General features: G+C 73.5%; 22 protein-coding genes and 1 pseudogene. 4 read left to right on the top strand and 19 right to left on the bottom strand.

Features of this window, described 5'->3' with window-relative positions; genetic code table 11:
- Window positions 1-50 precede the first annotated feature (50 nt).
- Complete coding sequence (locus DWV08_RS09910; RefSeq protein ID WP_115413634.1) at window positions 51-1,700, top strand: hypothetical protein; 1,650 nt, start codon at window positions 51-53, stop codon at window positions 1,698-1,700.
- Here DWV08_RS09910 and DWV08_RS09905 read toward each other — a convergent pair whose 3' ends face one another.
- From DWV08_RS09905 to DWV08_RS09870, 8 genes are all read right to left on the bottom strand, one after another.
- Complete coding sequence (locus DWV08_RS09905) at window positions 1,701-3,107, bottom strand: MFS transporter (protein WP_115413633.1); 1,407 nt, start codon at window positions 3,105-3,107, stop codon at window positions 1,701-1,703.
- Between the two features lie 82 nt (window positions 3,108-3,189).
- A complete protein-coding gene (locus tag DWV08_RS09900; protein WP_115413632.1) occupies window positions 3,190-3,651 on the bottom strand; it encodes a VOC family protein in 462 nt (153 codons plus the stop codon).
- Between the two features lie 486 nt (window positions 3,652-4,137).
- Entirely contained in the window at window positions 4,138-5,004 is an 867-nt protein-coding gene (locus DWV08_RS09895; protein ID WP_115413631.1) for a MurR/RpiR family transcriptional regulator, read from the bottom strand.
- Window positions 4,982-5,896, bottom strand: a complete 915-nt coding sequence (gene phnE / locus DWV08_RS09890) for a phosphonate ABC transporter, permease protein PhnE (protein WP_115413630.1) — start codon at window positions 5,894-5,896, stop codon at window positions 4,982-4,984. Before phnE (DWV08_RS09890) ends, DWV08_RS09895 begins: the two co-directional genes overlap by 23 nt.
- Window positions 5,893-6,690 (bottom strand): phosphonate ABC transporter, permease protein PhnE, encoded by a 798-nt coding sequence (gene phnE, locus DWV08_RS09885; RefSeq protein ID WP_115413629.1) that lies wholly within the window; start codon window positions 6,688-6,690, stop codon window positions 5,893-5,895. Before phnE (DWV08_RS09885) ends, phnE (DWV08_RS09890) begins: the two co-directional genes overlap by 4 nt.
- A complete protein-coding gene (phnC, locus tag DWV08_RS09880; protein ID WP_115413628.1) occupies window positions 6,687-7,511 on the bottom strand; it encodes a phosphonate ABC transporter ATP-binding protein in 825 nt (274 codons plus the stop codon). The genes phnE (DWV08_RS09885) and phnC overlap by 4 nt, the downstream gene beginning before the upstream one ends.
- Entirely contained in the window at window positions 7,508-8,518 is a 1,011-nt protein-coding gene (locus DWV08_RS09875) for a PhnD/SsuA/transferrin family substrate-binding protein (RefSeq protein WP_115413627.1), read from the bottom strand. Before DWV08_RS09875 ends, phnC begins: the two co-directional genes overlap by 4 nt.
- A gap of 92 nt (window positions 8,519-8,610) precedes the next feature.
- Window positions 8,611-9,300 (bottom strand): HAD family hydrolase, encoded by a 690-nt coding sequence (locus tag DWV08_RS09870; protein WP_115413626.1) that lies wholly within the window; start codon window positions 9,298-9,300, stop codon window positions 8,611-8,613.
- Window positions 9,301-9,713: 413 nt separating this feature from the next.
- Between DWV08_RS09870 and DWV08_RS17435 the strand changes: the two are divergent.
- A pseudogene (locus DWV08_RS17435) lies at window positions 9,714-10,979 on the top strand (HNH endonuclease); the annotation flags it as partial.
- Between the two features lie 512 nt (window positions 10,980-11,491).
- Here the strand turns inward: DWV08_RS17435 and DWV08_RS09855 are convergent.
- From DWV08_RS09855 to DWV08_RS09835, 4 genes are all read right to left on the bottom strand, one after another.
- Window positions 11,492-13,195 (bottom strand): glycoside hydrolase family 13 protein, encoded by a 1,704-nt coding sequence (locus tag DWV08_RS09855; RefSeq protein ID WP_115413625.1) that lies wholly within the window; start codon window positions 13,193-13,195, stop codon window positions 11,492-11,494.
- Window positions 13,196-13,423: 228 nt separating this feature from the next.
- Window positions 13,424-14,332, bottom strand: a complete 909-nt coding sequence (locus tag DWV08_RS09845) for a carbohydrate ABC transporter permease (protein ID WP_115413624.1) — start codon at window positions 14,330-14,332, stop codon at window positions 13,424-13,426.
- A 2-nt stretch (window positions 14,333-14,334) separates the two neighbouring features.
- On the bottom strand, window positions 14,335-15,261 hold the full coding sequence (locus DWV08_RS09840) for a carbohydrate ABC transporter permease (protein ID WP_115413623.1): 927 nt from the start codon (window positions 15,259-15,261) through the stop codon (window positions 14,335-14,337).
- Between the two features lie 31 nt (window positions 15,262-15,292).
- Window positions 15,293-16,570, bottom strand: a complete 1,278-nt coding sequence (locus DWV08_RS09835) for an ABC transporter substrate-binding protein (RefSeq protein WP_162801540.1) — start codon at window positions 16,568-16,570, stop codon at window positions 15,293-15,295.
- A gap of 105 nt (window positions 16,571-16,675) precedes the next feature.
- On the opposite strand from DWV08_RS09835, the gene DWV08_RS09830 reads away from it, so the two are divergent.
- Together DWV08_RS09830 and DWV08_RS09825 are read left to right on the top strand one after the other, a co-directional pair.
- Window positions 16,676-17,902 (top strand): ROK family transcriptional regulator, encoded by a 1,227-nt coding sequence (locus tag DWV08_RS09830; protein ID WP_241237210.1) that lies wholly within the window; start codon window positions 16,676-16,678, stop codon window positions 17,900-17,902.
- 113 nt (window positions 17,903-18,015) lie between these two features.
- Window positions 18,016-19,113 (top strand): Gfo/Idh/MocA family protein, encoded by a 1,098-nt coding sequence (locus DWV08_RS09825; protein ID WP_115413621.1) that lies wholly within the window; start codon window positions 18,016-18,018, stop codon window positions 19,111-19,113.
- Window positions 19,114-19,329: 216 nt separating this feature from the next.
- On the opposite strand, the gene DWV08_RS09820 is transcribed toward DWV08_RS09825, so the two are convergent.
- The 7 genes from DWV08_RS09820 to DWV08_RS09790 form a co-directional block, all read right to left on the bottom strand.
- Window positions 19,330-20,226 (bottom strand): glycine betaine ABC transporter substrate-binding protein, encoded by an 897-nt coding sequence (locus DWV08_RS09820; protein ID WP_206516733.1) that lies wholly within the window; start codon window positions 20,224-20,226, stop codon window positions 19,330-19,332.
- Between the two features lie 143 nt (window positions 20,227-20,369).
- Window positions 20,370-21,269, bottom strand: coding sequence for an ABC transporter permease (locus DWV08_RS09815; RefSeq protein ID WP_115413619.1), 900 nt, complete (start codon window positions 21,267-21,269; stop codon window positions 20,370-20,372).
- Window positions 21,266-22,579 carry a quaternary amine ABC transporter ATP-binding protein gene (locus DWV08_RS09810; RefSeq protein WP_115413618.1) on the bottom strand — a complete coding sequence of 438 codons (1,314 nt, stop codon included), beginning with the start codon at window positions 22,577-22,579 and terminating at the stop codon, window positions 21,266-21,268. The genes DWV08_RS09815 and DWV08_RS09810 overlap by 4 nt, the downstream gene beginning before the upstream one ends.
- 332 nt (window positions 22,580-22,911) lie before the next feature.
- On the bottom strand, window positions 22,912-23,661 hold the full coding sequence (locus DWV08_RS09805; RefSeq protein WP_115413617.1) for a dienelactone hydrolase family protein: 750 nt from the start codon (window positions 23,659-23,661) through the stop codon (window positions 22,912-22,914).
- Window positions 23,662-23,751: 90 nt separating this feature from the next.
- On the bottom strand, window positions 23,752-25,080 hold the full coding sequence (locus DWV08_RS09800; RefSeq protein ID WP_115413616.1) for a calcium:cation antiporter: 1,329 nt from the start codon (window positions 25,078-25,080) through the stop codon (window positions 23,752-23,754).
- Window positions 25,081-25,257: 177 nt separating this feature from the next.
- Window positions 25,258-26,166, bottom strand: coding sequence for a hypothetical protein (locus DWV08_RS16760; protein ID WP_162801539.1), 909 nt, complete (start codon window positions 26,164-26,166; stop codon window positions 25,258-25,260).
- Between the two features lie 133 nt (window positions 26,167-26,299).
- Window positions 26,300-26,563, bottom strand: coding sequence for a hypothetical protein (locus DWV08_RS09790; RefSeq protein ID WP_115413615.1), 264 nt, complete (start codon window positions 26,561-26,563; stop codon window positions 26,300-26,302).
- Window positions 26,564-26,582: the final 19 nt, after the last annotated feature.

Genomic DNA, 26,582 nt, shown 5'->3' with positions numbered 1-26,582 from the left:
CGGGGAATCACACCGCGCTCGGGGAGGCCGGGCCGTCGAGAGGGGACCGCATGTCGCAGCCGCAGGATCCGTACGCCGCAGGGGGAGGTCCGGGCCGGCCGGCGCACGGCGTGCCGAGCAGCGTGCCCACCCCGCCCGCCGCCCCGGGGTACTCCGCTCCGTCCGCTCCTCCCGCGCCCCCGGCGTCCGTCGGCTCCGCGCCCGGTGCCGCTTCGTCGGCGGCGCCGGCTCCCGGGGCCGGCGCGTCGCAGCTCTCCCCGGCGCGGGCCGGAGCCACGCTGGGACGGCTGGGCATCGGGAACCCCCTGCCCACGCTGGTGGTGGGCGCGCTCGCGTACGTGGTGGCGCTCGGGGCCGCCCTCGTCGTCATCGTCTCGGCGCTGCTGGCCGTGTTCGCGGCCGGTACCGGGGACGTCACCGGCGGCGCCGACCCGACTGGCGGCGCGGCGCCGTCTGACGGCTTGGGGTGGCGGGGTGTGCTGGGCCTGCTGGGCATCCCCGCCCAGCTGGTCTCGCTCGCCTCCTTCGGCTCCTACGAGATGGAGGTCGATCTGGGCTTCCTCGGCTCGATGCAGATGAGTGCGCGCTCCATGCCGCTGCTGATCACGGCCGCGATGGTGCTCACCGCCTTCCTCGGCGCACGGCTCGCGCAGCGCCGCTGGGGCTCCAGCCGGGTGCTGGGCGCGGTGCTGTGGTCGGGGCTGTCCGGGTTCGGGGCGGCGCTCTTCGCCGTGATCGTCACGCGCCTCACCGCGTTCTCCCTCGAGGAGGAGTCGATGGGGCTCTCGCTCTCGATGCACTCCGCCGGGGCGGACATGTTCTTCGGCACCTGGGCCCTGATCGGGATCCCGCTGCTGCTGGGGCACCTCGCCGGGATGGAGAAGCCCTCCTGGTGGCCGCTGGTGGCGGACCTCGCCGCCGCACCCCGGCTCGCCCTCGTGCACGCCCTCACCTATGCGCTCCCCGCCGGAGCGCTGCTCCTGCTGGGCGGCGCGATCGGGATGCTCCTCGAGGGGAACGGCCGCGAGGTGCTGGCCCTGCTGCTCGCGCTGCCGATCTGGGGGCTGACGGCCCTGGGCATGCTCGCCGGGATGGGGATGCTGGTCACTCCCGTGCACGTGAACGCCCAGGGCCGCGTCGAGGAGTTCGGCGTGGAGCGGATGGACGAGTTCTTCTGGTTCATCGACCTGCCCTGGTACGCGTGGCTGCCGATGGTGCTGCTCTCCCTGCTGGTGCCGCTGCTGGTGGCGCTGCTGTGGCACCGGGACCGCGAGATCGAGCGGGGGAACGTCCTCGCGCAGGTGGTCTCCTGGGCGGCGCTTCCGGTGGCGTACTTCGTGGGCGCCCTGGTGCTACTGGCACTGGTGTGGAGCGGCATGCGGGCCGTCGTGCCGATGACGGGGAGCCTCGTGCTGAACGCGGGCCTGGCGGCCTGGACGCCGCTGGTCGCGTTCTTCCTGGGCCTGTGGGTGGAAGTGCTCGCCCGCTTCGGGGCGCCGTTCGTGGACCGCTTCGTGCCCGGCCTGCTGGTGAACTGGTTCCGACGCTCGGCCCGTGCCCGCCGCGCCAGCGCGGCACAGGCCGCCGGCGACGGGGAGTCGAACTCGGCCGGGTATCCGCCCCGTGCGTCGGGCTACCCGCCGGCGCCGCCGGCCCACCCGTCGGCGCCCTCGGGCCCGCCTGCTCCTCCCGGGGCCTGATCAGGCGGGAGTGCTCGCCGCGCGGCCGAGCCGCAGGCTCAGCCCGGCGCCGAGCGCGCCCAGCACGGCCATCCCCACCAGCGCCGTCTGCATCCCGCTCACGAAGCCGCCGGAGTGCGCGATCAGCACCCCGCAGACGGCGATCGCCAGTGCGCCGCCCACCTGCCGGAACATGTTCGCCGTGGCACTGGCGATCCCGGCCTGGCCCGGAGCCGCCTGGGCCAGCACCACGCCCGCGAACGGGGGAGTGGCCAGCGATCCGCCCGTGCCCACCAGCACGATCAGCAGCGTGATCGCCAGCACCGACTCGCCGCCCGCGGCGACGGCGAGGCCCAGCACGCCCACCGTCATCGAGGTGAGCCCCAGCACCGTCGGCACCCGGGTGCCGAAGCGGTTGGCGAGGTGACCGCTGGCCACGTTGCCCACGAACGCCATCACCGCCGAGGGCAGGAAGCACAGCCCGGCCAGGCCCGAGTCGAGCCCCAGCTGCTGCTGCAGGAACAGGCTGGTGAGGAACACGGTGCCGAACCAGGTGAGGATGAAGACGAACCCGCCGAACATCGCGATCCGCATCGGGGCGGTGCGGAACAGCGTGAGCGGCATCATCGGGTGCGCCACCCGCGCCTGCGCGAGCACGAAGCCGCCCAGCGCCACCGCGGCCAGCACGAAGCAGCCCAGGATCGGGGCGGAGCCGAACCCGCTCTCACCGCCCTCGATCAGCCCGATCACCAGCGCGCCGAGCCCCACCACCGCGAGCACCTGACCGAGCAGGTCGAACGGTGCGGGGCGGCGAGGCGACGAGGCGATGCGCCCGGCCAGCAGCAGCATCCCGAGGATCACCGGCACGTTGACGGCGAAGATCAGCCTCCAGTCGAGCGCGGAGAGGAACCCTCCCAGCAGCGGCCCCGCCGCGGAGGCCACCGCCCCTCCGGAGGCCCAGATCCCCAGCGCCCGCGAGCGCGCGGCCGGATCCTCGAACGCCTCCCGCACCAGCGCCATCGACGCCGGCAGCATGAGCGCCGCCGTCGCGCCCTGCACGCAGCGCGCCGCGATCAGCAGCGCCGCCGACGGCGCCAGCGCACACAGCAGCGAGGCGACGCCGAAGGCGGCCAGCCCCAGCAGATACGCCCGCCGCGCCCCGAGCCGGTCGGAGAGGTTCCCCGCGCACAGCAGCAGCGCCGCGAACAGCAGCGTGTAACCGTCGAGGATCCACTGCTGGGCGCTGGTGCCGCCGCCCAGGTCCTGCTCGATGCTGGGCAGGGCGAGGTTGACGATCAGCACGTCGAGGGTGATGAGGAAGAAGCCCAGCGACGCCAGGACCAGGGTGGTGCGCTGCGCAGAGGTCATCGCGCCGGGGGCGGGCCGGGGCGGATCCGCCGTCCGCGCGGTCTCGGGGGTGCTCTGCATGGCGCCACCGTAGGCAACGGCGCGGGCGTGAGGGAGTCCCTGACAGTGCCTGGCTCCTCGCCGGAGCCCACGCCAGCACCGCTCAGTCCAGGCAGAACTCGTTGCCCTCCGGATCCTGCATCACCAGGAAGCCGATGCTCGTCGGCGCCTCCGGCTCGTGCCGCTCCCGCCGCGTGGCGCCCAGCGCGACCAGCTCGGCGCAACGCGCCTCGAGCGCGGCCATCCGCTCCTCGCCCCGCAGCGCGGTCGCGGTGCGCACGTCCAGGTGCATGCGGTTCTTCGCGACCTTGCCCTCCGGCACCCTCTGGAAGAACAGCCGCGGGCCGGTGCCGTCCGGGTCCTCGAGGGCGGAGGCGCTGTTGCGCTGCTCCTCGGGCACCCCGCTGCGCTCCAGGAACGCGTCCCATGCCGCCAGCGGATCCTCGCCCGCGGCGAGCTCGACGCCCGGCGGGGCGGGGTGCACGTAGCCCAGCACCTCCCTCCAGAACAGCGAGAGGGCGCGAGGGTCGTGGGCGTCGATCGTGATCTGGACGGTGGCGCTCATGAGGCCACTCCTTCGTGGGCTGGGCGGTGGGCAGGGCCGCGGCACCGGGATCCCGGCACCGGGTTGGGGACATCATCCCCCGCCTGGCGGACAGGTCCTGTCCGTCAAGAGCGCCGCCTTCGAGGAGCTCGACTTCGTCGCCTACCCCTGAGGCCGCGGCACTCCTCCCGTCCCACCTCGTGCTCGCGGGATCCCCGGCGCCATCGCGCCTCGAGGATCCCGCGAGTTCGGGCACCGCGCTCGGGCCCGGTCGACCGGCGCGTCAGAGCACGAGCAGCAGGATGATGATGATCAGCAGCACGGTCGTGAGACTGATGGGGAGAACGACCCGTCGCATGAGGGGCTCCTTCCGTCGGGCGTCCCACCAGGCTGTGGGACGTGGTCGTTCACGGTAGGCGCCCGGCCCCCGCACGGGGTGGACTCACCGCGTTCCCGCCTGTCGGTGCAGGTCACAGTGCTGGACCGGACGGTCGGGGAGAGGCGCCGCTACTCGGTGAGGCGCTCGCCCAGCAGGGAGAGCACGGAGTCGCGGGCGCGGGCACCCCGCTCCCCGCGGCGCACGATCAGCAGCTCCACCACCGCCTCCAGCACCAGGGTCATCGCGGTGCGGGAGGTGAGCCGCAGCTCGTCGGAGAACGAGTCGTGCATCGTCGGCACCACCAGCGCCGCCTCGGCCACCTCCACCAGCGGCGCATGGGCGAAGGAGGTCAGCGCCAGCACCCGCGCCCCGGCGCGGCGGGCCTCGCCGGCCACGTCGAGGGAGGCGGGGTTGGCGCCGGAGCCGGAGATCACCAGGCACACCGAGCGGGAGTCCAGGTGACGGGCCGCGATCTGCTGCGAGAGCGCATCCGGCAGGAACTCCGCCGGACGGTCCGCGGCGCTGAGCCGCATCGCCGCGCCGAGGGCCAGCGGCACGGACAGCCCGGAGGCCGCGATCACCACCCGGGGCGCCTCGTCCAGCGCGGCGACCACCGTGTCCACCGCGTCGGGGGAGAGCGCGGAGGCGACGCGGGGCAGAGTGCGGGAGAAGCGCAGCACCGCGGCGCGCACCGCATCGGCCGAGCCCGCCTCCCCGGCCGGCTCCGCCTCCGCGCCCTCGTCGAAGGAGAGCTCGCGGGCCAGCGCCACCCGCATCTGCGGGTACCCCTCGTAGCCGAGGGTCCGCGCGGTGCGCACCACGGAGGCGCGCCCCACCCCGATCCGCTCCGCGAGCTGCTGGGCGGTGCACTCCACGGCGGCCGGGAGATCCGCGGTGATCGCCTCCGCCACCAGGCGCTCGCTGCGCTGCATCGCCGGGGCGAGCGCGGCGACGCGGGTGCTCAGGGGCGCCTCAGGGGGTCCGGTCCACGGCACGGGGCCTCGCTCCCTCCATGATCCGTCGGCGCAGGTCGCCGGAGACGAGGTCGATGAGCATCGTGATCGCGACGACCACGATCAGCAGCATCCCCACCGTGTCCCACTCGCGGTAGTTGGTGTAGTTCGAGAGCATAGTGCCGATGCCGCCGGCCCCGATAAGGCCCAGCACCGCCGAGGTGCGGATGTTGATCTCGAAGCGGTACAGCGCGAAGGACAGCAGCGACGGCGCCGCCGCCGGCCACAGCGCCCAGCGCGCCACCTCGGCCGTGGAGCCGCCCGCGGCGCGCACCGCCTCCGAGGCCCCCTCCTGCACCGACTCCACCGTCTCGTACACCCACTTGCCCTGGGTGCCGATGCCCGCGATCGCCAGCGCCAGCGCCCCGGTGAACGGCGTCAGCCCCGTCACCGTGAGCAGGATCAGCGCGATCACCACCTCGGGCACCGCCCGGATCACGGCGAACAGTCCCCGCAGCGGGTACCGCACCCAGGCGGGCCCCACCCCGTGGGCGGCGAGGATCCCCAGCGGGATCGACAGCGCCACGCAGCCCAGCGCCCCCAGCCACGCCATCGACACCGAGCGCCAGGTCTCGAACAGGGCCCGCGGCAGCTTCTCCCAGTTCGGCTCGGCGAACAGGAGCCCCAGGTAGGTCGCGACGCGTCCGGGGATCTCGCCGAGGGAGCCCCAGGCGATGTCGAGATCCGCCACCGCCAGCAGCACCACCGCCCCCGCGGCCAGCGCCGCCAGGGTGGGGCCGATGCGGGAGGGCCGGGGCGGGAGAGCAGGAGCCGGGCGGGCACCCGTCGGCGCTCCCGACGGGCGGCCCCTCGAGGGACCGCCGGAGGGCGGTCGGCCGGCCGACGAGGTGGGCGAGGCGGGCACGGCGCTCATCGCAGCCTCCTGCGCAGCACGTTCGAGAGCAGCTCGATCAGCACCACCACGACCAGGATCTCGAGGATGATCAGCGAGACGTCCTCGTAGGCGTAGAACGCGCGCCGCTCGTCGAGCAGGCGCCCGATGCCGCCCGCCCCCACGATCCCCAGGATCGCGGAGATGCGCACGTTGAGCTCGAGCGAGTACAGCCACTGGTTGGCGAACAGCGGCCAGGACTGCGGCAGCACCGTGGCCCGGTTGAGCTGGAGCTGCCGGCCGCCGGCGGCACGCCCCGCCTCGAGGTACGGGTGCTCGGTCGCGTCGATCGCCTCGGAGACGAGCTTCACCACCACCCCGAGGTCGAACAGGACCAGCGTCACCACGCCCGGGAGGGTGCCCACGCCGATCATCGCCACCAGGATCGTCGCGTAGACCAGGTCCGGCACGGCGCGCACCAGGTTCACGAGGGCGCGCACCCCCTGGCGCACCGGCGTGCTCGGGTTCGAGGGGCGCGCCGCCCACAGCGTGACCGGGATCGACAGCAGCGCCGCCGTGACCGCGCCGACCAGGGCCATCGCGAGCGTCTCCAGCATCGGCCCGACGGTGCGGGGTGCGAAGGCGAGATTCGGCCGGGCGAGCTGCAGGAGCTTCTCGGCGCCGTGGCGCCAGTTGCGGGCGAGCGCGGCGAGGTCGATCTCCACCCCGCCGATCGCCGGCAGGCAGGTCGCGGCGGTCATCGCGGCCAGCGCGGCGAGGATCAGCGCGGTGCGCAGCCGGTGCGTGGGGCGCGGGGGCAGCACGGGGGCGCTCATGTCGGCTCCCCCAGCTGGTCCCGGCCCTGCACCGGCCGGCCGTAGATCGTCTCGAAGTCGGCGTCGGTCGCCGTGGCCGCCGGCCCGTCGAACACCACCTCGCCCTCGCGCAGACCGATCATCCGCGTGGTGTACTGCCGGGCGAGATCCATCAGGTGCAGGTTCACCAGCACGGTGAGGCCGCGCTCGCGGTTGATGCGGCGCAGGTCCCCCATCACCGAGTGCGCCGTGGGCGGGTCCAGGCTCGCCACCGGCTCGTCGGCCAGCATCACCGACGGCTGCTGGGAGAGGGCGCGCGCGATCGCGACCCTCTGCTTCTGCCCGCCGGAGAGGGCTCCCGCCCGGGACCAGGCGCGCTCGAGCATGCCGACGGAGTCCAGCGCCTCGGTGACGATCCGGAGGTCCTCACGGCTGGGCGTGCCCAGCAGGGTGCGCCACGTGGGGGAGTGGGCGAAGCGGCCCACCAGGGCGTTGTGCAGCACGGTGGTGCGCTCGGCGAGGTTGAAGCCCTGAAAGATCATGCCGATGCCGCCGCGCAGCTCGCGCAGCCGGCGACCGGACAGCCCGCCCACCTCCTGCTCGCCGAGGCGCACCGAGCCGCCGGTGAGCGGGGCCAGGCCGTTCAGGGTGCGGATCAGGGTGGACTTGCCCGAGCCGGACAGCCCCACCACCGAGACCATCTCGCCGGGCTCGAGGCGCAGGGACACGCCGCGCAGGGCCCGGGTGCCGCTGGGGTAGGTGACAGTGACGTCTCGCAGGACGATCGGCCGGGCGGCGGCCGGGGCGCTCGCCCCGGCCGCCGCGGACTGGGTGGAGGTCACTGCGCGAACTGCTCCAGGATCTCGCCGTAGCGGGCGATCTGCTCCGGCTGCGTGTCCGCCGTCCAGTCCGAGAGGCCCACCAGGTCGAACATGACCTCGGAGGCCTCGTCGGAGGAGTCCGCGTAGTCGTCCATCAACGTGGTGAGCTCCGCGGCGAGATCATCGGGCAGCGAGGAGGAGACGGCCACGCCGCCGTTGGGGATCGGCTCGGTGTACGCGAACACCACGGTGTCCTCGCCCACCGTCGGCGCCTCCTCCATGACCGTCGGGCGGGCGTCCCAGTAGGCGAAGCCCACCTCCGCGTCGCCGTTCTGCACCGCGAGCACGGCGTTGTTGTTCCCCTCGACGGGCACCTGCTGCAGGGCGTCGGTGTCCACGCCCTGCTCGCGCATCGCCACGATCGGGTACTGGTACCCGGCCGGGGAGGTGGCCGCCTGGAGCGCGACGGGGACGGTGCCGTCGATCGCGGCGAGCGCCTCGAGCCCGGCGGGTCCCTCGCCGGCGGCCTCGGGGCCGGTCTCGGTGCCGTTGCAGTAGGCCAGCTCGTCGCCGGTGGCGCCGTAGGTGGCGGTGACCACCTCGTCCTCGCAGTACTTCTCGGGGTTGTTCGTCATCGCGATCGAGGCGTAGGAGGTGGCGCCGAAGCGCACGTCGCGCAGCACGAGCTCCGCGCCGTGCTGCTCGGTGGCCTGGTAGAGCGAGCCGGCGTCGGTGATGATCACCTGCGCCTGGTCCGCGCCGAGCGCCTCCACGGTGGCGGCGTAGTCGGTGGCGACCACCCCGTTGACCTCGATGCCGAGGCCGTCGGAGAGGTAGGCGGTGAGCGGGTCGAGGGCCTCGGCGAGGTCCTCGCCCTCCACGGAGGGGACCAGGGAGATGGTGATCTCCTCGGGCCACTCCTCTGCGCCGGAGGCACCGTCGGCGCCGTCCGCGGAGCCGGAGGAGCAGCCGACGATGCTCAGCAGCGCGAGCGCGGCGGCGGAGGTGGTCAGGAGGTTCTTGCGCATGGCGGGCAGACCTTTCGGGAGGGGAGGAACAGGCAGGTGGGCGGGTCAGGGTGTGGGCGTGGCGGGGTGCGGGCGGATCGGGCCGGGCGGGATCAGGCGGGGGTGCGGAGGCGCTGGGCGGAGACCCAGTCGCGGATCGGGTCGAAGAGAGCGGACAGGGACGCGCCCCGCATCGTGGGGCGGGCTTCGGGGGTCTCGCGCACGCCCACCAGGGCGGTGTCCGCGCCGAGGCGGTGGGCGGGCGCCAGATCGAACTCCCAGATGTCCCCGACGGCGAGGACGGGGCCGTGGGAGAGGAGGCCGGCGACCAGGGGCTCCAGGCCCGACGGCTTGCCGAGGTCGTGGTGCCGGGCGGTGAGCGTCTCCGCGATCCCGAGGGAGCGCAGCGCCCGGTCCACGCCGATCTCCGGGGCGTTCGTGGCGAGCACGCAGGTGGCCGACAGGGAGATCTCGGCGAGGAACGCGGCGAGGCCGTCCGGCGCGAGGACCGGCGCCTCCGGAGTGCCCAGCAGCTCGCGGCTGGCCAGGTAGGCGCGGCCCAGCTGGTCGTCGGCGACGCCCTCGGCGAGAGCGGCGGTGCGCACCGCGTCGTAGGCGTCGCGATGCGAGGTGGTGCCGGCGTCGAACGCCGCGACGGCGGCGAGGCAGGCCGACGAGACCCGATCGCGCCGGGCGGGATCCTCGAGCTGCGCCGCGAGGGCGCCGACGTAGGCCTGCAGCGGGCCCCGCCCGAGGGCGAGGGTCCCGTCGAAGTCGAGCACGAGGGTGGGGCGAACGGTCACGGAGAGCCTCTCGGTGCGGGCCCGTCGAGGGCCGCTGTGGACGATGCGGCCACAGTAGGCGGCAGTGATGGACGTATCGGCCACGGGGAGGTGAACTCTGGGTGACGGGTGGAGAGGGCAGGTGGTGCGGCCTCGGCGGGCAGGTGGTGCAGCCTCGGCGGGCAGGCGGTGCGACCGCGGCCGACGGTCGATGCAGCCGCTTCTCCATCGGCGTGCGGAGAACGAGAGAAAAGCCGTGGAGGGGCATTGTGGAGAGGGTGCTGTGTGGAGGGTCCTGTTTTTCCAGGTGAGAGAAAGAATGTGGAGAGAATGCTGGTCGAGGGGCACTGTGGAGGGAGAGTGGGGGATCCCGATGTTATCCACAATGGAGGAACAGGCTTTCGAAATGGGCAGTGCCGTGGAAGGATCGCAGCATGGACAGGTCATCGCGCACCGGGCCCGACGAGGCCCTCGCCGCGCTCCACGAGGCGGGCCCGTCGGCCCTCGCGGAGCTGCTGGGCGATGCCGACTTCCTGCTCACCGCCGTCGCCACCGCGCCGAGGGCGATGTTCGAGGTGGGGCGCCGCCCCCGCGGCGAGTACAAGAACCTGCTCGACACGCTCCACGACGTGCGCAGCGCGCTCGACGCGCTCGAGACCCGCACCGTGGTGGCCCTCGCGGAGGCCACCCAGCGCGACCACGTCCACGCCGCCCGCACCGACGCCGCCCACGAGGACGCGGCGCTGCCCCCGCTCGAGCGCCTGATCCGCCAGGCGGATGCGCAGAGCGCTCGGGACGTCTCGCTGGTGACACGGCGCTCGCCCGCCGCCGCCCGCAGCAGCCTTGCCACGGCCCGGCGTCTCGTCGGCTCGATGCCGCGCATGCTCACCGCGCTCGCGAGCGGGAAGGTGACCGGCACGGTCGCCCACGCCACCGCCTCCTCCACGGCCCCGCTCGACGAGACCCAGCGCCGCGCGGTGGACGAGGCGCTGCACGCGCATCTCCCGCGGATGGACGGTGCCGGGGTGCGGCGGTGGCGGGCCGCGGTGGCCGCCGCCGTCGGCGAGCTGGACCCCGCCGGCGCCGCCCGCCGCCACCAGGTGGCCCGCGCGGACCGCCACGTCACGCTCACTCCCGGCGAGCACGGCATGGCGACCGTGAGCGCCCACCTGCCCGCGCTCGACGCGAAGCTCGTCCACAAGCGCCTGAGCCTGGAGGCGGAGCGGCGCCGGGCCGAGGGCTCGCGCGAGGGGCATGGCGCGCTGATGGCCGATGCCTTCACCGACACGCTGCTGCGCCGCGAGGACGCGATGGAGCCGGTGACCCTCGAGGTGGGGGTGATGATCACCGATCGGGCCCTGCTCGCGCCCGGCGACGGCGACCCGGCCGGGATCGAGGGCTACGGCCCTGTGCCGGCGGAGGCCGTGCGCGAGCAGCTGCGCGAGGCGCTCGCCGAGCCCGAGACCCCGGAGGTGGACAGGTGCGGGCCCGACGGCCCCCAGGTGCGCGCCACGCTGCGCCGCCTCTACACGCATCCCACCTGCGGAGAACTGGTCGCGCTCGACTCCCGCTCGCGCGAGTTCCCGCCCGCCATGCGGCGGTTCCTCTCCTGGCGCGACGGCACCTGCCGCGCCCCGTTCTGCGGCGCGCCGGTGCGACAGCACGACCACATCGTGCCGTTCGCGCAGGGCGGTGCCACCAGCATCGACAACGGGCAGGGGCTGTGCGCCCGCTGCAACGCCCTCAAGGAGACCGACAGCGCGCGGATCGAGCGGGTCGAGGATCCCGAGCATCCCGGGCACCGGGTGGCCTGGACCGGCCTCGGCGGCACCACGGCGGCGACCTCCCCGGCGCGCCTCGGCCCGTTGGTGCCGCCACCGCCACCGCCCGCCGGGGAGTCGCCCGGTGAGGAGCTGCCCGGCGAGGAACTGCACGCCGAGGAACTGCCCGGCGACGAGCCGCCCGGCGCACCGCCGGGCATCATCGGCAGGAGCGAGACCGACTCCTGGCACGCGAGCACGGCGGCTCCCTTGCTCACCCGGCGGATCCCGCCCCGGGGCCGCCCCGGGCCCGCGACGCGACCACCTCGGGACCCCGACGCGACCACCCCGGGGACCGCGACGCGACCGCGACCGCCCCACGACTGCCCCGGGACCGCGAGGCGCTCAGCTCGCGAGCACCCGCCGTCCCGCCTCGCAGGGGGCAGGACCGATCACACCGACCGGCGCAGCCACACCGTGGTCGACCCCGGCAGAACGGCGTCGCCGTCGGCCGTCGTCTCCAAGGGGCTGCTGGACAGCAGCACCTCGCCCTCCGGGAGGGCCGTCGCCGCCAGGCCGAAGTTGGTGACGCTCACCCAGCCGTCGGGCCGCACGAACCCCAGCGTGTCGCCGGTAGAGATCTGCTCGTCCCACTCCAGCACCTCCTCGCCCTGCAGCTCCGCGCGCAGCCGCAGCGCGGCCCGATACATCTCCAGGGTCGAGCCCGCCGCGCCGTCCTCCGCCTCGACGGAGACCTCCGCGAACCATGCCGGCTGCGGAAGGTGGGCACCCGCGGCGCCGAACCCGAACGAGGGGCCGGTGCGGGTCCAGGGCAGCGGCACCCGGCAGCCGTCGCGGCCCAGGCCGTCGAAGCCGCGGTCCTCGGTCGTGGTGCGCCAGAACGCGGGATCCTGCCGCTGCGCGTCCGGGATCTCCGCCACCTCGTGCAGGCCCAGCTCCTCGCCCTGGTACAGGTACGCACTGCCCGGCAGCGCCAGCTCGAAAAGCGTGGCCGCACGCGCCCGGCGCAGTCCCAGCTCCCGGTCGATGCCGCTCTCCGGCCCGCCGGCGAGCACCCACTCGGCGCCCTGCTTCACGGGGCGGCCGGCCCGAGGCGGCAATCCGTACCGCGTCGCATGGCGCACGCCGTCGTGGTTCGAGAACACCCAGGTCGTGGATGAGCCCGTGAGCGCGGACTGGGCCAGGTTGTCGGTGACGATCTCCCGGAAGTGCGCCGCGTCGAAGTCCGCCTCCATGAGGTCGAAGTTGAACGCCTGCCCGAGCCCCTCGGGGCTCGCATAGCGCGCACGGCGCTCCGGGGAGTCCACCCAGGCCTCCGCCACGGCGATGCGCGGCGGATCGTAGCGATCGAACAGCTCGCGCCACTCGGCGTAGATCTCGTGCACGTCGTCGCGGTCCCACAGCGGATGGGTGCCGTCCTTCGGCATCGCCGAGAGCTCCGCCGCCGAGGGCAGCTCCTCCGGCAGGTCCTTCGCCAGGCCGTGCGCCACGTCGATGCGGAAGCCGTCCACGCCGCGATCCGACCAGAACGCCACGGTGCGCAGGAAGTCCTCGCGGACCTCGGGATGCTTCCAGTTGAAGTCCGGCTGCTCGGTGGCGAAGGAGTGCAGGTACCACTGCCCGTCCGGGACCTGCGTCCAGGCCGGGCCGGAGAAGATCGAGGTCCAGTCCGCCGGCGGCTCCTGCCCGTTCTCGCCCCGGCCGTCGCGGAAGATGTACCGCGCGCGGGCGTCGGAGCCCTTCGGCGAGGCCAGCGCCTCCTGGAACCACTCGTGCCGGTCCGAGGAGTGGTTCGGCACCACGTCCACGATCAGCCGGATCCCGGCGGCGTGCAGGGCGGCGACCATCTCGTCGAACTCCTCGAGGGTGCCGATCCGCGGGTCCACGTCGCGGTAGTCGTCCACGTCGTAGCCGCCGTCGGCGAGGGCCGAGGGGTAGAACGGGCTCAGCCACACGGCGTCGATCCCGAGGCTGCGCAGGTACGGCACCCGCGAGATGATCCCGCGGAGATCGCCGATCCCGTCGCCGTTGCCGTCCGCGAAGGAGCGCGGGTAGATCTGGTAGACGGCCGCCTGGCGCCACCAGTCGGGATCGGCCTGCAGGGCGGAGGGAGCGGTGGTGGGAGCAGTGGTCACGGTGGGAGAACCTCCGGGTCGTGGGTGGGAGTCGTGAGGGGGAGTCGAGCGAGGGCGGCGGGACGCGCCGCCCGACGGGACGCACCGGCCGACGGGCGCCGGAACCCGGCCGGCACCCGCCGAACGGCAGGCGTCGGAACCCGGATGCCGGGCGCTGGCCGACGGGCGCCGGGACCCGGCCGGCGGGCGCCCGGCGCCCGCCGGGCAGTGCGCGGGAGCGTCAGCGCGTCACTTGATCGCGCCCTGGGTGAGGCCGGACATCACCCAGCGCTGCGCGACGAGGTAGACGATGATCGCCGGCGCCATGGCCATCAGGTAGGACGAGAAGGCCACGTTGTAGTTGTTGCTGAACTGGGTCTGGAACATGTTCTGCAGCACCGGGATGGTCTGCAGCGTCGGATCCGAGATGATCAGCGAGGGCATCATGAAGTCGTTCCAGGACTGGATGAAGGCGAAGATCCCCACGGTCGCGCACATCGGCCCCAGCAGCGGCAGGATCAGCCGCCAGAACACCTTCCAGGTGCCGGCGCCGTCCATCCGCATCGACTCCTCCAGCTCCAGCGGGATCGTCCGCAGGAACGCGGTGAACAGCAGGGTGTTGAACGCCAGCGCGAAGGCGATGTGCAGGATCGCGACCCCCAGCGGGTTGTCGAGCCCCAGCATGCCGGTCAGCTGGATCTGCGGCAGGGCCACCACCGGGAACGGGATGAACATCGCCGCCAGCAGGTAGAAGAACGACCAGCGGAACAGGCGACGGTCCCAGTTGCGCACGATCGCGTAGGCGGCGAGGGCGGAGATCACGATCTCGCCCACCACCGCGACGACCGTGATGAAGATCGAGATCGCGAAGCCGCGCGGGAAGTTCGTCAGGTTCCAGGCCTCGACGAAGCTCGAGAGGGTCAGCGGATCCGGCAGGCTGAACGCATTCCCGTCGGCCGCCTGCTCGGTGGTCTTCAGCGCCATGTTCACGGTGACGAACAGCGGCACCAGCACGGTCAGCGAGCCCAGCATCAGCAGGACGGTCGCCGTGCGGTTGACGCGGTCCCGTCCCACCTTCCGCCGCGCGCTGCGGCGGGGCGCGGTGGGGGCGGTCGCGGAGGGGGTGGCCGTGGTGGCGGCAGGAGTGGCAGAGGACATGATCAGAACGCCGTCCTTCCTCGGGTGACGCGCAGCTGGAGCAGGGCGAGGGCGATGGAGATCAGGAAGAACACCATCGCGTTGGCCATCTGATAGGCGTAGTCGCCGCCCTCGAACCCTCGGAAGATGGTCATCGCCACCGAGCGGGTGGCGATGCCGGGCCCGCCGTCGGTGAGGCCGACGATGATGTCGTAGGCGTTGAGGTAGTTCTTGAAGCCCAGGATCGTGTTGATGACGATGAACCCGGACACCAGCGGCAGCGTGATCCGCCGCAGGCTCTGCCAGCCGGTGGCGCCGTCGATGGAGGCGGCCTCGTACACCTCGCCGGGGATGGTGACCAGGCCCGCGATGTAGATCAGCATCGTGCCCGGGATCGACTGCCAGGCGGTGACGATCACGATCGACAGCCAGGCCCAGTCCGGGCTCGCCAGGATCGAGACGGACAGCGCGTCCGAGCCGATCGCCTGGCCCATGCCCGGCACGGTGTTGGCGAACAGGTACTGGAACACGAAGGCGATGACGATGCCGGAGATGACCATCGGGATCACGTAGATCGTGCGCAGCGCCGTGACGAAGCGGATCCGCGAGGTCAGGCCCACCGCGAGCATGAAGGCCAAGACGTTCACCAGGATCACGGTCACCAGCGCGAAGCCGAGGGTGAAGGCGTAGGAGCCCAGGATCCCCTGATCGCGGAACATCGCGATGTAGTTGCGCAGGCCGATGACGTCCCAGGTCCCGAAGCCGATCGAGTTGGTGAAGCTGAAGGCGAAGCCGAGCACCGCCGGGACGGTCACCGCAGCGGTGAACAGCGCCAGGGCGGGGAAGAGGAACAGGTGGTAGAGGGGATCGGTCCGACGGCGGCGCGAGCGCACCGGTGCGCTCGCCTCGGGGCCGTCCTCGGGCGCGGTGCGGTGCGGTGCGGTCGTCATCGACGCTCCTTGCTGCTGGGTCATGGCGAGATCACTCCCGGAAGGCGAGCCGGGCCCAGTCGGCGTCCATGCGCGCCAGGACCGGTTCGGGGTCGGCGCCGCCGACGATCGATTGGATGTAGTTCTGGGCGGGGATCGAGTTCGGGATGAACTGCGAGGCGCCCATGTAGAAGCGGCCCTCGTCGTAGTACTGCTGCATCTCGGCGATGCGCTCGTCGGTCACCGGCGGGGCGTCCTTCGTGGTGCCGAAGGCGAGGAACTCCTCGTTGTAGGGGTTCTGCACCTCCGGGCGCATCAGGAACTGCGCGAGCGCCCGCGCCCCCTCCTTCTCGTTCGCCGCCTCCGGGACCCACAGGGAGAGGTCGATGTTCACGCGGACCTTCAGATCGGCGGGGTCGTCGGTCATCGGAAGCGGGAAGGTGCCCAGGTCGACGTCGGTGCCGGCCTTCGCGATCTCGCCGAAGGCCCACGGGCCCTGGAAGTACATCGCGGCGCGGCCCTGGGCCATCGCGGTGTTGCCGTCGCCGTAGCCCCGGTTGCCCGCGTCGCTGTTGGTGTACTCGACCAGCTCGACCATGCGCTGGACGGGCTCGAGCATCGTGCGCTGGAAGGAGACCTCGGAGTCCGGGCCGACGTCCTCGCCGATCTCGTGCATCGACGCGTAGAAGGAGCGCACGTCCACCAGGCCGCCGACGGTGTAGTCGAAGAGCCCCTGGGCCACGGTCCAGGCGTCCAGGAAGGTCGCGTAGATCGGTGTGACGTCCGCGCCCTGCAGCGTCTCGCAGACGGCCAGGAACTCCTCCCAGGTGGTGGGCACCTCGAGGCCGTGCTCGGCGAAGATCCGACGGTTGTAGATCACCGAGGCCGCGGTCACCGAGTACGGCAGCACGCTGGTGCGGCCCTCGAAGGTCGGGTACCACTCGGCCAGCTCGGCGACGTCCTCGCGGATGCGCCCCGCCTCGGGCAGGTCGGAGAGGTCCGAGAGCGCGCCGCGCTCCATGAACCGGCCCATCTCGAGGTTGTAGTTGAGGCAGCCGAGATCGGGGGGACTGTTGCGCACGAAGCTGGCCGAGAGGTTGGTGGCGATGTCGTGCTGGACGGCGAAGCGCCCCTGCGACTCGGTGAAATCGGCGGCGAGCCGGGAGAAGTAGGGGATCGCCTCGGGCTTGGACTGGTAGAGCGTCAGCTGGGACGTGCCGCTCGCCCCGGCGCAGGCGGACAGGGCAGTGGCGGCGACTGCGCCGCCGACCCCGGCCAGCAGGCTGCGGCGGGTGAACGGGACGGGAGCTTCGGGAGAGGGGGACACCATCGTCTCCTTCGCGACTGGGGTGCGGACACGCGTGATCAGTGCGATCATGTATACGCAAGACGTTATATTTACGGTCTATCGGAAGTATGGGGCGGAGGGTGAGCCATGTCAACAGCGCAGGATCGAGGGGCCAGCTCCCCGCAGCTGATGCGGCGGGCCAACCGGCAGGCGCTGATGCAGCATGCGCTGCGCGGGGAGGCCTTCACCGCCACCGACGCGATGGCCGCGACGGGGCTGACCCGCGCCACCGTGCTCGGCGTCTGCGCCGATCTCGAGGAGGCCGGGCTGCTCCACGAGGTCTCCGGTGCGCCGACCGCAGGGGCCGCCCAGCGCGGCCGCCCCGCCCGACACTTCGCGCTCAGCGAGGACGCCGCCGTCCTGCTCGCGGTCGATGCCGGCCAGCACACCCTCACCGCCCGCGCCGCGGATCTGCGCGGCCGTGAGCTCGCCACCGTCCGCACCGCGCTCGACGGCGCGCTGGACGGCTCCGACGCGGAGAGCGGCGCGGCAGCGGCGGAGCTCCGCGTCGAGGCTGTGCGCGCGCTGCTCGACCAGGTCGTCGAGCGGGCCGGCGCCGGGGACCGCCCGCGCCTGCTCACCGTCGTCGGCGTCCCCGCCCCGGTCGACGCCGACGGTCGCTCGCCGGTCGGCGACCTCAGCTACTGGCCCGCGATGAACCCCGGCTTCGTGGAGGCGCTCGAGGGCACCGTCGTGGTCGAGAACGACGCGAACCTCGCCGTCCTCGCCGAGCGGGCCGCCGCCGACAGCCCGCACCTGGCCGCCCTGCTCATGGGGGAGCGCTTCGGCACCGGTCTCGTGGTCGACGGACGGCTGCTGCGCGGGGCCGACGGCGGTGCCGGGGAGATGCGCTTCCTCGACGACGTGCTCGGCGACGAGCGCGGGGCCGACGGCGTCGCCGCCCTCGCACGACGCTGGACCCTCGACGCCCTCGCCGCGGGGGAGACCTCGCCCGTGCTCGGCGCGGTGCCCCCGGACCGGCTCAGCGCCGTCGACGTCTTCGCCGCCGCGCGGGACGGTGACCCCCTCGCCGAGGCCGTGCTCGAGCGCATCGGCGAGCGTCTGGCCCGCATCGCCTCGATCCTCGCGAGCCTGCTCGGGGTGGAGCTGGTGCTGGTGGCCGGTGCGATCGCCGAGGCCATCGAGCCGGTCCTGATCCACGCCCGCTCCGCTCTGCCGCGCCTGGCCACCCCGCCGCACCCGCGGCTCGAGGCGAGCACGCTGGGGCGCGAGGTGGTGGTGCGCGGCGCGATCGAGCTGGCCCTCGCCCGCCTGCACGCCGACCCGCTGGACCTGCTCGCGCCAGACGTGTGAGAGTTCCCCCCGGGCACGCCGCGCCGCGCCCACCCTCACCTCCGCCACCGCCCACCGGCCGCCGCCCGGCGACCGGGACCCGACCCGCCTCCAACCGAAGGGAACCACCCACCATGACCTCAGCAGCACCCGAGGGCGCTCCGCGCCGCCTCCGCGCCGGCGTGATCGGACTGGGCTGGGCCGGCCAGCAGCACGTGGCCGCCTACGCCGCCGATCCCACCGTCGAGCTGGTGGCCCTCTCCGCGATGGAGGAGCACCTGCTGGAGCAGTTCGGCGAGGAGCACCAGGTCCCCGGCCGCTACCAGGACTGGAAGCAGATGCTCGCCGAGGCCGAGCTGGACGTCGTCTCCATCGCCACCCCCACGTTCCTCCACGAGCCGATGGCGATCCACGCCCTCGAGGCCGGGGTCAACGTCATCACCGAGAAGCCGATGGCGCAGTCCGGTGAGGCCGCCGCCCGCATGGTCGAGGCCGCGCGGGGCGCCGGCCGGGTGCTGGACGTGTCCTTCAACCACCGCCGCCGCGGGGACGTCACCGCGCTCAAGGACGTGGTCGACTCCGGCGTGCTCGGTCCGCTGTACTACGCCAAGACCGGCTGGGTGCGCCGCCAGGGCATCCCGGGCCTGGGCACCTGGTTCACGAAGGCGGGCAGCGCCGGCGGCGGCGCCATGATGGACATCGGCATCCACATGCTCGACATGACCCTCCACCTCATGGGCGAGCCCGCCGTCACGGCCGTCTCCGCCAGCACCCACGCCGAGTTCGGGCCGCGCGGCCGCGGCGGCTCCGGCTTCGGCATCTCCCAGGTGGAGGAGGGCACCCCCTTCGAGGTGGAGGACCTCGCCACCGCCTTCCTCCGCCTCGACGGCGGGGCCACCATGCTGCTCGAGTCCAGCTGGGCGCAGTGGATCCCGCACGACCTCTGCTACGTCGCCCTCTACGGCGCCGAGGGCGGCGCCACCATCGAGTGGGGCGGCCCCGACGGCCCCACCATCACCGTGTGGACCGAGGTCGCGGGGATCCCCGCCGAGCTGCGGCCCGCCGTGGGCGCCGACGGGAACCACGCCGCCGCGGTGGCGGACTTCCTGCAGAAGGTGCGCTCCGGCGACGTCGCCGCCCACGACGGCTCCCAGGCCCTGCGCCGCGCCCGCGTCATCGACGCCTGCTACGCCTCCGCCGAGGCCGGTGCCGAGGTCGCCGTCGCGCAGTAGTCCCCGCGCACGACGGGGCCGCGCGCCGCGCACTGGGTCCCGCGCACCGCGCCGCGCGCTGGTCCCGCGCACGACGGGGCTGGGCGCGGGGCCGTGCGTGCGCCGCGCCGTGCACTGCAGGCCTCACCGCCGCCACGCAGCACAGCGGGCCGGCCGCGACTCTCGTCGCGACCGGCCCGCTGTGCGTTGTCTCGGGAGGCGCTCAGCGCCTCCGGATCACTCGCCCGGCAGCGCAGGCAGGGCGTCGGGGTTCTCCTCGAGCCACGCCTCCACGGCCTCGGCCTCCTGGCCCTCGTCGAACTGGTTGACGACCATGTCCTCGAGCGAGCCGAACTGCTCGGCGGTCATGGTGGCGCCGCCGATCCACTCGGCGGCCTCCGGGAACTCCTCGGCGAAGCCGCTGCGGCCCAGGTGGTGCAGCGCCTCCGGCTCGCCGAACAGGCCGTCCGGATCCTCCAGCGCCTTCACCGGGAAGCTCGTCATCGCCCAGAACGGGCTCCACAGCGTGACGACGATGTCCTCCTCGTTGTCGATCGCGTTCTGGAGCTCGGTGAGCATCGCCGGGGTGGAGGAGGTGACCAGCTCGTAGTCGTCCAGCCCGTAGCCCGGGATGATGTCGTCCTGGGTGGCGGCGGTGAGGCCGGCGCCCGGCTCGATGCCGTAGATCTTCCCGTCGAAGCGGTCGGCCTGGCCCTGCAGGTCCGCGATGGAGGTGATGTCGTCCATGTACTCCGGCACCGAGAAGTTCAGCTTCGCGCCCTCGTAGTAGGCGACCAGGTCCTCGATGTCCGCGCCGTACTCCTCCATGTAGTCGGCGTGGGTGACCTCCGGCCAGGCCGAGGGGTACATGTCGACGTCGCCCTGGGCGAGGCCCGCGTACAGCAGCGCCGCCTCGGAGATCGTCTGGTGCTCCACCGTGTAGCCCATCGCGGTAAGGCGGTTGTCCAGCAGGTAGGCGGTGGACAGGCCGTCGGTCCAGGAGGCGATGTAGCCGAGGGTGATGGTGCCCGAGGCACCGCCGCCGGAGCCGTCGCCGGAGCCGCCACCGGAGCCGCTGTCGTCGCTGCCGCAGGCGGCCAGGCCGAGGCCCAGCAGGCCGGCGCCGCCGCCCATCAGGGCGGCACGGCGGGAGAAGGAGTTCGGGGTCCAGAGCGGGGTTCGCTTGGTCATGGCAGTCAACCTTTCGAGGGGTCGGTTCCGTGCAGTGCGTGGGCCCGGGCGGGGCCGGCGGATGAGCGCCGGCGCCGCCTGAGGTGTCAGGACCTCGCCGCGGCCCGGCGGCGCTTCACCAGGGCGATCAGCGAGGTCCTGTAGTCCCCGGGGTTGCCGAGGGCTGCGGTGAGGCGGTCGAGGAAGACCGCCAGGGCGACGACGCCGAGACCGGCTTCGACGCCGAGGGGCAGGTCCAGGGTGGAGATCGCCTGGACCACGAGCTTTCCGGAGCCGTCCACGCCGGTCATGCCGGCGATCACGGCCATCGACAGCGCGAGCATGATCACCTGGTTGACCCCGGCCATGATGGTGGGGACCGCCAGGGGCAGCTGGATGCCGCGCAGGATCTGCCAGCGGCTCGCGCCGAAGGACTCGCCGGCCTCGACCGTCTCGTGGTCCACCTGGCGGATGCCCAGCTCGGTCATGCGCACGCCGGGCGGCAGCGCGAAGACGATGGTGGAGAAGATGCCCGGCACCAGGCCGATGGAGAAGAACGTCACCGCCGGGATGAGGTACACGAAGGCGGGCATCGTCTGCATGAAGTCCATGACGGGCTTGACGATCGCGCTCACCGTGGAGCTCATCGCGGCGAGGATGCCCAGCGGCACCGCGACCACGACCGCGCAGGCGGTCGCCACGATCACCAGCGCCATGGTCTGCAGCATCGGCTCCCACTGATCCATCGCCACCACGGCGAGCATCATCACCAGCGTGCCGATGGCGAGCTTCCAGGAGCGCACCACCCAGGCGAGCAGGGCGAACAGCGGGATCAGCACCAGCGCCGGCGGCCACAGGAGCGCGTCGGTGAGGTTCTCCACCAGCAGGCGCATCACCCAGCTGAAGGCGTCGAACAGCCAGGAGACGTTGTCCTTCAGCCAGTCGATGCCGCTCTCGGCCCATTCGCCGACGGGGATGCGGGGGATGAGACCGTCGTCCGGGTTCATCGGTCACCTCCGGTGGTCTCGTGGGCGGGCGGGGTCGCGGGCGCGTCGGGCGGGGGCGCGTCTCCCGTGGGCGGGGCGGTGCTCCCGGCGGGGCTCGGGGTGGTGACTGTCCGCACCGCGTCGTTCTCGCCGTGGCCGGTGCCGGCGGCGGTCAGCAGCGTCACGCGGGGGATCACGCCCAGGAAGCGGCCCTCGTCGTCCACCACCACGAGCGGGCTGCGGTGCTGGGCCGAGGGGCCGAACAGATCGGCGATGGGGGTGTCGTGGGCGACCACCGGCATCTCGTGCTCCGCGGGCCAGGGCAGCTGCTCCTGGCCGGTGCGCACCGCCTCGGCGATGTCCTCCTCCCAGAGGATGCCGCGCGGGGTGCGGTCGCGGTGCAGGGCGATCAGCCACGGGGTCTGCGACTCGCGCAGCATCCGGTGGGCCGTGCGCGGGCCCTGGTCTTCCCCGAGGGTGTCCTCGGGGCGCTCCACGATGCTCTCCGCGGTCATCACGCGGGAGCGGTCCACGTCCTGGATGAAGCGGGCAACGTAATCGTTGGCCGGGTCGTTGAGGATCTCGTCCGAGGTGCCGATCTGCTCGATGCGGCCGTCGCGCATCATCGCGATGCGGTCGCCGATGCGCATCGCCTCGTTGAGGTCGTGGGTGATGAACAGGATCGTCTTGTCGAGCTTGCGCTGGAGGTCCAGCAGCTGGTCCTGCATGTCGCGGCGGATCAGCGGGTCGAGGGCGGAGAACGCCTCGTCCATCAGCATGACGTCGGTGCCGGCGGCGAGGGCGCGGGCCAGGCCCACGCGCTGCTGCATGCCGCCGGAGAGGGCGGAGGGGCTGTACCCGCCCCAGCCCTTCAGGCCCACCATCTCCAGCGCCTCGTTCGCGCGCTGCTGGCGCTCGGTGCGGTTCAGGCCGCTGATCTCGAGGCCGTAGGCGGCGTTCTCGCCCACGGTGCGGTGGGGGAGCAGCGCGAAGTGCTGGAACACCATCGACACGCGGCGGCGGCGCACCTCGCGCACCTTCGCCGGGGACATCGCCGAGAGCACGTCGTCGCCGATGCGCAGCTCGCCGGCGGTCGCGGGCAGCAGGCCGTTGACCATGCGGATCAGGGTGGACTTCCCGGAGCCGGACAGTCCCATCACCACGAAGTTCTCGCCGGGCTCCACGCTGAAGCTGGCGTCGATCACGGCGGCGGTGAGGCCTTCCTCGCGCAGCTCGGCGCGGGAGCGGCCGTTCCGGAGCGCGTCGACGCCCCGCTGGGGCCGTCGGCCGAAGACCTTGTACAGGCCGTCGGCGGTGATGACTGGTGGCACGGGGGCTCCTTCGTCGTCGGGGTCGGGCGGGCGTGCAGGCCGGGCGCAGCCGGCGCGGAGCGCGCTGCGACCTCGGCCCGATTCCCTATCTTCGCCCCGCGGGAAGGGCCCGGCAAACGGTCCGACCCCCGGAACAGGTGGTTCTGACCTCGGCTGATGCCGTGCTCCGGGGGTGCCGCCCCCCGTCCGTCGGCGGCGCCGCGACGCCGTGGCCTGGAGTGACGGCGTGTGACGGGGGCCTCCGCGCGGGAGTTGCCGGATGTCCGACAATCCGGAGATAACTATTCGATCACGTGCGCGTTTCCGTGACCTGCGAGACCTCGAGCGCGCAGTCAGCGCCCGGTGGGCAGGTGCGCGGCGAGGGTGTCGACGGTGCTGCGCCAGGCCGCTTCGGCGGCCGCGGCGTGGTGCAGCGCGGGGTGCGGGTTGTCGAAGGCGTGGCCGGCGCCGTCGTGGAGGTCCACGCGCACCTGCGGGCGGGTGCCGCCGGCGGTGACGGCCTCCCGAATCGCCTCCACCTGTGCGAGCGGGAGGAAGGAGTCCGCGGTGCCGAAGTGGTGCAGGCTGGGCACCTCCACCTGGGCGGCGCGCTCCATCATCGTGGGCAGTGCGGAGCCGTAGTAGCTGATCAGCATCGAGGGCGGGCGTTGCTCCTCGGCGGCGGAGGCGGTCGCGGCCACGGCCAGGCCGCCGCCGTAGCAGAACCCCACCAGGCCCACCCGTTCCGAGTCCACGCCGCCGTGCGCCCGCAGCGCGCCCAGCGCGGCGATCGCGTCGGCCTCCGCCCGCTCCCACGGCAGCCGTGCGGCCAGCGCCATGCCCTCCTCGAGCCAGGCATCGGCGTCCTCGCCGTCCGCGATCCCCGCGACCGGCGGGTCCAAACGGGCGTACAGCTGCGGGGCGAGCACCGCGTAGCCCAGCGCCGCGAGGTCCTCGCAGCGCCGCAGGATGTAGGGGGAGAGGCCGAAGATCTCCTGCAGCACCACCAGCCCGGGCACCGGGGCGTCGAGCTCCTCGGGCAACCACAGCAGGCCCGGGAGGTTCCCGGCGTCGGTCGGGATCGGCAGCGTCGTCGCGGTCACGCCGCGACCCTACCCCGCGCCGGGTGCGGGCGGCCGGGAATCGGCCGACGGGCCCGGGAGCGCCGGGCCGAGGGGCAGGGCCGTACCGGGTCACTGCAGCAGGACCAGCAGGTACGCGACGAACAGCAGCAGATGCACCGCACCGTGCAGCGCGGTGACTCGGGGCGCGGCCGTGGAGAGCGCGGCGAGGGCCAGGGTGGCGCCCAGCAGCAGCAGGTTCGCCCCCGACTCCGCGAGCACCACCTCGGTGCCGGTGGCCAAGCCCAGCAGCAGCACGGCGGGGACGGTGAGCGCGAAGGTGGAGACGAGCGCACCGTGGCACAGGTTCACCACGCGCTGCCCCTCGCCGGCCAGCGCGGCCCGCACCGCGGTGAGCGACTCCGGGGTGAACACGATCAGCGCGATCAGCATCCCGCCCAGCGCGGCCGGGGCACCCAGCCGGGCCAGGCCCTCGTCGAGCAGACCGGCCATGTCGTGCGAGAGCAGCACCACCGGCAGCACCGTCGCGATCAGCAGCCCGGTGCGCAGCAGCAGCTCGACGCGGTGGACGCGCAGGGTCTCGCCCCGCAGGGCGGGCGCGTGCTCGCCCTCCCGTGCGGCGACCTCGGGGCCGGGCACGGCGATGTCGCTCGTCCGCGCAGCGCCGGCGTGCGCGGCACCGACGGCGGGGTCGGCGGTGGGGCCGGCGGCGCCGCCCGGCGCGGTGACCTCCTGGAAGTCCGTGGCCTGCGCACCCGTCTGCCGCCACAGGAACACGCCGTAGACCAGCACCGTCGCCGCGGCGACCACCACCGACCGGGCGGGGGAGTAGCCACCCGTCGGGCCCAGCACCGCCGGCAGCGCGAGCGCGATCACCCCCAGCACCACCAGCATCGCGAGGTACGCGGAGGTGCCCGTGCGCTGCACGACGAGCCCGCCGTGGCGCAGCCCGCCCACCAGCAGGCACAGGCCCAGCACCAGGTTGATGATGATCATCGACACCGCCGTCACCGAGTCGCGGGCGATGGTGGTGCTGGCACCGGGGCCGAGCATCACCGCCGCGATCAGCACCACCTCGATCACCACGATCGACAGCGTGAGCACGAGCGTGCCGTAGGGGTCGCCGAGACGGTGCGCGAGGGCCTCCGCCTGCCGCACCACCCCGCCGGCGGCCACCACGATCACCGCGACGATCCCGGCCAGCAGGAGGCCCAGGGCGGGGGAGGGCAGGGCGGCGGGTGCGGGATCGGCCAGGGCGAGCGCGCCGACGGCGACGGCGCCGAGCAACAGGCGCAGCACGGCGTCGCGGGTGAGGACGGCGCGCACCATGCCGGCGCCGCGAGGAGCGGTGGGACCTGTGCCGGCGCCGCGAGGGGCGGCGGGGCCCGCGGCGGCGGGGCGGTCAGGACGGTGGGGGCGGTAGGGGCGGAGCATCGGCATCAGGAGCCTCCGGTGAGGCCGTCCTCCTGCGCGCTCGCCGGCCGGGTCGTCCCGGCCGCGACGCCTGCGCGATGTGCGCGGCGCACCCCCAGTGTACGGGCCCGGCGACGGGGACCGCTCGTCCGCGGGTCCCGGGCGACGGGGCCGGCCGGGGCGAGCGCGCCCGGGCCGACGGGGTCAGTCGCGGGCCGGGTCCTCGATCCCGACCAGCAGCCCCTGGTCGTTGTCCACGAAGCTGCCCGGCGCCACGTGCAGCGGCCAGTCCTCGCCCTCCCCGGTGCTCGCCGTGCAGTCCACCGTCTCGAACTCCGTGAAGTCCAGCCCGTCCTCGCAGGTGACCTCCTCCCAGCCCGCCATCCCGGCCGCCGGCACGTAGGCGTGCTCGGAGGTGAGGGTCTGCAGGGTGGACTCGGCGAGCTGCTCCGCGTCCAGCGGCTCCGCGCCGAACATCGAGCCGAACCCCAGGCCGGTCACCGAGACGGACTCCTCCCGCAGCTCCTCGGCGTCGTCGGGGAACTCGGTGCCGGTGGTGAACAGCACCGCGACCTGCGCGCCGGCGCGAGGGTCCTCCTGCCCGGGGACGAGCACCGTGGAGGCCACCCAGTCCTGGGCGGAGTCGGCGCTCTCCATGCCGGCCGGCCCCGTGCAGCCCACGGTCTCGGCGCCCGGCTCCAGCACCAGCTCCCCGTCGCACTCGGCGGCGCCGCCCAGCGGATCCGCGAGCAGCGCCGCGAGCTCGTCCGCGCCGAGGCGGAGCGCGCCCTCCCCGCTGCCGCCGTCGACCCCCAGGTCGATCCGCAGCGCGATCCGGGTGCGCTCGGACGCCCCCATCGTGCCCTCGTCCTCGCCCGCACCCTCCGAGTCGTCGGAGTCGTTCGTGTCGTCCGTGGCGTCGGCGTCGTCGCCGCTCCCGTCGGCGCCGCCGTCGGAGGCCGCCTCGGTGCTCGTGGTGCTCGCCTCGGGCGTGGTCCCGTCGCCGCCGCCGTCCGCGCCGTCGGTGCCGCTGCAGGCGCCGAGGCCCAGCAGTGCGACGGTGGTCAGCGCGAGCGCGGCCCGGGTGCGGTGACTCCTGATGGTGGTGCTCATGGCAGATCCTCTCCTGGCCGGTCCCGTGCCGCGGCCTCGCGGCACCCCCTCCGGGCCCCTGCGGCCCGCGTCACACCGTGTCAGAAGGTCAAGAAACGGTCAAGCTGACGCCATGTGCAGGAAATGGGGTGTCTCACTGCTCGGGGCCGCGCGGGCGGGGATCGCCGTGCTCGCGGCGGTAGCGCTCGTCCAGCTCATCCTCGTCGTCGACCGTGCGGTCGCCGCCGCGCAGCCCCAGCACCGCTCCCAGCGCCGCCCCCACGAGCACGCCGATCACCGCGCCCACGAGGAGGTTCTCGATCACCGCCAGGCCCGTCCCGATGCCCACCACGAAGCCGATCATCATCCCGAAGGGCAGCCAGGTGGCGTCGAAGCGACGACGAGAGGGGTGGGACATGGGGACTCCGTCCGGCGGG

The organism is Brachybacterium saurashtrense, assembly GCF_003355475.1.
GTDB lineage: Bacteria > Actinomycetota > Actinomycetes > Actinomycetales > Dermabacteraceae > Brachybacterium > Brachybacterium saurashtrense.
This window is presented reverse-complemented; position numbering and strand designations above follow the sequence as displayed.

Excerpts from the sequence above, each read along its gene's own strand:
- DWV08_RS09800 (WP_115413616.1), bottom strand. The coding sequence starts at position 25,080 with ATGCCGATGCTCCGCCCCTACCGCCCCCACCGTCCTGACCGCCCCGCC.
- DWV08_RS09790 (WP_115413615.1), bottom strand. The coding sequence starts at position 26,563 with ATGTCCCACCCCTCTCGTCGTCGCTTCGACGCCACCTGGCTGCCCTTC.
- DWV08_RS09910 (WP_115413634.1), top strand. The coding sequence starts at position 51 with ATGTCGCAGCCGCAGGATCCGTACGCCGCAGGGGGAGGTCCGGGCCGG.
- DWV08_RS09825 (WP_115413621.1), top strand. The coding sequence starts at position 18,016 with ATGACCTCAGCAGCACCCGAGGGCGCTCCGCGCCGCCTCCGCGCCGGC.
- DWV08_RS09900 (WP_115413632.1), bottom strand. The coding sequence starts at position 3,651 with ATGAGCGCCACCGTCCAGATCACGATCGACGCCCACGACCCTCGCGCC.
- DWV08_RS09820 (WP_206516733.1), bottom strand. The coding sequence starts at position 20,226 with ATGGGCGGCGGCGCCGGCCTGCTGGGCCTCGGCCTGGCCGCCTGCGGC.
- DWV08_RS09840 (WP_115413623.1), bottom strand. The coding sequence starts at position 15,261 with ATGACGACCGCACCGCACCGCACCGCGCCCGAGGACGGCCCCGAGGCG.
- DWV08_RS09875 (WP_115413627.1), bottom strand. The coding sequence starts at position 8,518 with ATGCGCAAGAACCTCCTGACCACCTCCGCCGCCGCGCTCGCGCTGCTG.
- DWV08_RS09830 (WP_241237210.1), top strand. The coding sequence starts at position 16,676 with ATGTCAACAGCGCAGGATCGAGGGGCCAGCTCCCCGCAGCTGATGCGG.
- DWV08_RS09905 (WP_115413633.1), bottom strand. The coding sequence starts at position 3,107 with ATGCAGAGCACCCCCGAGACCGCGCGGACGGCGGATCCGCCCCGGCCC.
- DWV08_RS09815 (WP_115413619.1), bottom strand. The coding sequence starts at position 21,269 with ATGAACCCGGACGACGGTCTCATCCCCCGCATCCCCGTCGGCGAATGG.
- DWV08_RS09845 (WP_115413624.1), bottom strand. The coding sequence starts at position 14,332 with ATGTCCTCTGCCACTCCTGCCGCCACCACGGCCACCCCCTCCGCGACC.
- phnE (WP_115413629.1), bottom strand. The coding sequence starts at position 6,690 with ATGAGCGCCCCCGTGCTGCCCCCGCGCCCCACGCACCGGCTGCGCACC.
- phnE (WP_115413630.1), bottom strand. The coding sequence starts at position 5,896 with ATGAGCGCCGTGCCCGCCTCGCCCACCTCGTCGGCCGGCCGACCGCCC.
- DWV08_RS09835 (WP_162801540.1), bottom strand. The coding sequence starts at position 16,570 with ATGGTGTCCCCCTCTCCCGAAGCTCCCGTCCCGTTCACCCGCCGCAGC.
- DWV08_RS16760 (WP_162801539.1), bottom strand. The coding sequence starts at position 26,166 with ATGAGCACCACCATCAGGAGTCACCGCACCCGGGCCGCGCTCGCGCTG.